At 67.7% G+C, this 5032-nt stretch carries 3 protein-coding genes and 1 pseudogene; 3 read left to right on the top strand and 1 reads right to left on the bottom strand.

The features are described 5' to 3' along the window. A partial coding sequence (locus tag ACFQEU_RS11155; protein ID WP_379782128.1) for an endonuclease/exonuclease/phosphatase family protein occupies positions 1-396 on the top strand: 396 nt, incomplete at its 5' end. Here ACFQEU_RS11155 and ACFQEU_RS11150 read toward each other — a convergent pair. Continuing rightward, complete coding sequence (locus ACFQEU_RS11150; protein WP_379782126.1) at positions 363-1076, bottom strand: DUF1028 domain-containing protein; 714 nt, start codon at positions 1074-1076, stop codon at positions 363-365. The two genes, ACFQEU_RS11155 and ACFQEU_RS11150, sit on opposite strands and share 34 nt — an antisense overlap. Before the next feature lie 598 nt (positions 1077-1674). Between ACFQEU_RS11150 and ACFQEU_RS11145 the strand changes: the two genes are divergently transcribed. Both ACFQEU_RS11145 and ACFQEU_RS11140 read left to right on the top strand, forming a co-directional pair. Next, positions 1675-3750 carry a PrkA family serine protein kinase gene (locus ACFQEU_RS11145; protein ID WP_379782124.1) on the top strand — a complete coding sequence of 692 codons (2076 nt, stop codon included), beginning with the start codon at positions 1675-1677 and terminating at the stop codon, positions 3748-3750. Positions 3751-3785: 35 nt separating this feature from the next. Continuing rightward, positions 3786-5032 (top strand): annotated as a pseudogene (locus ACFQEU_RS11140) (kinase anchor protein); the annotation flags it as partial.

The raw sequence follows: 5032 nt of genomic DNA, 5'->3' as shown, positions 1-5032 counted from the left end.
CGGGTCGGGGCGCTCGCCGGCGACGGCGAGCCGGACGGGAGCCGGGAGCGGTCGGTCGTGTTCGTCGGCGACCTCAACAGCACGCCAGGATCGGAGCCACACCGGATACTGACGGGACGCGACGAAAGCCACGAGCGAACGGACGACCGGGTCGACCTCCGTGACGCCGTCGCCGACGCCGACGTCCGACACGGCCCGACGACGACCGTCACAGACTTCGTGCGGCTCATCGACGACCGGCGGATCGACCACGTGCTCGTCTCGCCCGACATCGAGCTGGAGGCCGTCGAGACGCTCGCCGACCGCGACGACCGCGGGCGCTACCCCTCGGATCACCTGCCGGTGCTCGCCCGCCTCCGCCGTCACTCCGCGGCGTCGATGTCGTCCTCCTCGTAGGCGTCGGCGTACCGCTCCATCACCGCCTCGTAGCCGCGTGTCGCCGTCTCGAACGTCTCCCGGAGGTCGGCGATCGGCGTCTCCGTGGCGTCGACGCGGAGGTCGTTGTAGTACGGGTCGGCGAGCTCCCCCTCCTCGGTGTTCGTCACTCGCAACGCCGCCGACTGGACGACGAGGTCCTCGCGTTTGTCACCGCCGGCCGCGTGGCCGGCCGCCAGCGCGTCTATCAGGCGCTCGGCGAGCGGAGCGTCGCCGTGTGCGGCCGACTCGTAGGCCGCGGCGGTGTCGTCGATCACGTCCTCGCCGGTGAGCAGGTTGCCGGCGACAGTGAAGTTCTCACCAACCGTGTGGCCGTACCAGTCGTGACACTCCTCGCCGGAGAACGCGAACGTGCCGTCGGCGTCGACGCCGTGGAGCTGCCGCTGTTCGCGCCCCTCGTCGGCGTTGAGCAACGCCTCGAGCGCGTCGTCGACGGCGAGTCCGTCCCCGAGGTACTCGATCCCCTTTCGGCCGAGCTCGACGTTGACGAGCGACTGTGTCGCGACCGCCCCGTCCGGCGAGACGAACGGGCACAGGGTGCCGACCCCCGGGAGCCGGGTGGTGACCGCCACGCCGAACCGGCACTGATCGGTCCCGTCGTCGTCGGTGTACCGCTCACGAACGCAGATACTGAACGTCACGTGCGACGGTGTGGACGGCGGGCGCAAAAGGCTACGTTCCGGGGGTGTCGTTTCCGGTTCCGGTCCACGCCTCCGTGACGGCTCGGCCGGGGCCGGGGGAGGAACGGAACGGTCGCCGAGCGGCTGCCCCGAGTCGGGGACCGGAACCGGGTACCGAGGCGGTCGTCGACGACGCTCGGTGGCCCAGTCGACCGACGTGGTCGGCGTCGGCAGTCGAAGGAGACGATCCAACGACGAGAACCGGATTGTACTGCCGATTCGGTGGTGGATATTTAAACCCCAGTGAAGAGTTCGAACCGGGTCGCCGTCGTGATCGCATCCGGGCGGGCGATCTGGCCAGTATGAATGACGGTAACGTGCGACACACTTATGAGTGTGAATCCCTGCCATACATATAGCCTCGGATACGGGCCGGAACGACGGTCATCCGCGTGCTGGTCCCGGAAGGTGTGTCGGTCGCGGCGTCAAGGGAGATGGCTCAGGCCGGTGAGCCACGCGTCCGTCCTCGGCGTTGAGCAACGCCTTCCCGCCGCCGGAAACGCGGCCGGAGGGTCGACGTGGCGGGTTCGGTCGGCATCGTCTCCGAGATCACCAACCCATGTCAGAAAGACAGACACTCGAACGGATAAGCGAGGCGTATCGGACGTCCGTCCCCGACGACCTTCGGGAGGCGCGATCGTTCGACTGGTACCTCGAAACGCTGTACGACGACCCGCGTATCGCCCGAAACGCACACCAGCGTGTCGCCGACATGTTCGACCACTACGGCACACGCTACGACGAGGAGGCCGGCGTCGTCGAGTACGCGCTCGCGGCCGACGACCCGCTCCACGACGGGGCGAACGTGTTCTACGGCCGGGAGATCCACGAAGCGATCCACGAGTTCGTCAACAAGGTGAAATCCGGCGCGCGCGGGCTCGGCCCGGAAAAACGGATCAAACTGCTGTTGGGGCCGGTCGGCTCCGGGAAGTCGCATTTCGACTGGCTCACGCGTCGCTACTTCGAGGCGTACACGCGCGACGACGCCGGCCGGATGTACACGTTCCGGTGGGTGGACCTCTGTTCGGTCATCGGGGATCAGGACCCCGGCGACGACACCGTCCGGTCACCGATGAACCAGGACCCGTTGGTGTTGCTCCCCAAAGAGCAGCGCGCGGGCGTCATCGACGCGCTTAACGAACGACTCGACGCGCCGTACACGCTCCGAAACGAGCAACACCCCGACCCCGCCTCGGAGTTCTACCTGAACGAGCTGTTGGCGCACTACGACGACGACCTACAGGCGGTGTTGGAGAACCACGTCGAGGTGATCCGGCTCGTCGCCGACGAGAACCGCCGGGAGTGTATCGAGACGTTCGAGCCGAAAGACAAGAAGAACCAGGACGAGACGGAGCTCACCGGCGACGTCAACTACGCCAAACTGGCCGTGTACGGCGAGTCGGACCCGCGCGCGTTCGACTACGCCGGCGCGTTCTGTAACGCGAACCGAGGGCTGTTCTCCGGCGAGGAGCTGTTGAAGCTCCAGCGGGAGTTCCTCTACGACTTCCTCCACGCCTCCCAGGAGAAGACGATCAAGCCGAAGAACAACCCCCGGATCGACATCGATCAGGTGATCGTCGGCCGCACGAACATGCCGGAGTACCGCGAGAAGACCGGCGACGAGAAGATGGAGGCGTTCAACGACCGCACCAAGCGGATCGACTACCCGTACGTGTTGGAGTACGAGAGCGAAGCCGAGATCTATCGGAAGATGCTCGCCAACGCCGACGTGCCGAACGTCGCCGTCGAACCGCACACGCTGGAGATGGCCGGGCTCTTCGGGGTGTTGACCCGACTTGAGGAGCCCACCGACGAGACGGTGGGCCTCGTCGAGAAGGCGAAGGTGTACAACGGCGAGCTGGAGGACGACGAGATCGACCGCCGGAAGCTCCGGGAGGACGCCGCCGAGTCGGCGGAGATCCGCGAGGGGATGGAAGGCGTCTCCGCCCGGTTCATCGGCGACGAGATCGCCGAGGCGATCATGGACTCGACACACCGCGACCGCTCGCACCTCTCGCCGCTGTCCGTCTTCGACCACTTCGAAGCGAACCTCGACGGGCACGGCTCGATCGCCGCCGACGACCTCGATCGGTACGAACGGCTGCTCGACACGGTTCGGGAGGAGTATCGGGAGCGGGCGATCGAAGACGTGCGACACGCGTTAGCGTACGACATTGATGAGCTCCGGCGGCAGGGGGAGAAGTATATGGACCACGTGATGGCGTACATCGACGACGCCACCGTGGACGACGAGCTCACAGGCCGGGAGACGGAACCCGACGAGACGTTCCTCCGTGCGGTCGAAGAGCAGCTCGACATCCCCTCCGATCGAAAGGACGACTTCCGGCAGGAGGTGTCGAACTGGGTCTCCAGACGCGCCCGAGAGGGGCGGGATTTCGACCCGCAGGACAACGACCGGCTCCGCCGTGCGCTCGAGCGCAAGCTGTGGGAGGACAAGAAACACAACATCAACTTCTCGGCGCTGGTCTCGGCGACGGACCTCGACGACGAGGAGCGAAGCGCGTGGGTCGACGCGCTCGTGGAACGCGGCTACTCCGAGGACGGGGCGGCCGAGGTGCTCGAGTACGCGGGCGCAGCGGTCGCCCGCTCCGAGATGGAAGGTGACGGGGACTGAGCCATGACCGATCCGACAGCGGGGGTGCCCGACCGATGAACGACGGCGACCCCGACGGCGAGGCGTTCAGTCGGATGGCCGACGAGACGCTCAGAGAGGCGTACGACCCACCGATGAGCCTCGAAGCCTACGTCGACCGGGTGCTCGCGACCCCGGCGGCCGCCGCCTCCGGCGCGCGGTACGTGCTCGCGGCCATCGAGTCACAGGGGACGCGCCCGGTCGTCGAGCGCGGCGAGGAGCTGGATCGCTACCGGTTCTTCGACGACCCGTTCAATGACGGCGAGCACGCCGTCCTCGGCAACACGACCGCGCTGAACGCCTTCGTCGACGACCTCCGGGCGGCGGCCGCGGGCCGTGGCAACGACGAGAAGATCACCTGGATAGACGGGCCCACCGCCACGGGGAAATCCGAGTTCAAGCGCTGTCTGGTGAACGGCCTCCGCGAGTTCTCGAAGACGGACGCCGGGCGGCGGTACACCGTCGAGTGGAACGTCACCGGGACTGGCGGGGGGTCGCGGTCGCTGTCGTACGGGAACGGCGGCGACGCTGGCGAGTGGTACCGGAGCCCGGTACAGAGCCACCCGCTCTCGGTGTTCCCGCCGGAGACCCGGAGACGGATCGCCGACGCCGTCGAGGCGGGGACGACCTACCCGATCGCCGCGGACGTCGAACTGGACCCGTTCAGCCGCGAGGCGTACGACCACCTGGAGTCGATGTACCGCGAGGAGGGGCGACGGGACCTCTTCTCGGCGGTCACCGACAGGGACCACCTGCGCGTGACGAGCTACGTCGTCGACGTCGGGCAGGGGATCGGAGTGCTCCACGCCGAGGACGACGGAACCCCGAAGGAGCGGCTCGTCGGGTCGTGGATGGGCGGGATGGTGCGCGAGCTCGGCTCGCGTGGCCGGAAGAACCCGCAGGCGTTCAGCTACGACGGAGTGCTCTCACAGGGGAACGGCGTCGTCACCGTCGTCGAGGACGCGAGCCAGCACGCGGACCTGCTCCGCCGCCTCCTCAACGTCCCCGACGAGAACCGGGTCAAGCTCGACAAGGGGATCGGGATGGATATCGACACCCAGCTGATCATCGTGTCGAACCCGGACCTCGACGCCGAGCTCGACCGACACGCCGAGCGGGAGGGTGCGGACCCGCTCAAGGCGTTGAAGCGGCGTCTCACCCGCCACGAGTTCCGCTACCTCACGGACCGACGGCTGGAGGCCGCGCTCCTCCGCCGGGAGATCGGCGACCGGGACGCGATGACCGCGGTCGGCGTGGGGGCGGA

Origin of the sequence: Halorubrum tibetense (assembly GCF_042661865.1) — an archaeon.
In the GTDB taxonomy this organism is placed as follows: domain Archaea; phylum Halobacteriota; class Halobacteria; order Halobacteriales; family Haloferacaceae; genus Halorubrum; species Halorubrum tibetense.
This window is presented reverse-complemented; position numbering and strand designations above follow the sequence as displayed.

What these genes read in the sequence shown, in the direction of transcription:
- ACFQEU_RS11145 (WP_379782124.1), top strand. Translation starts at nt 1,675, where the DNA reads ATGTCAGAAAGACAGACACTCGAACGGATAAGCGAGGCGTATCGGACG.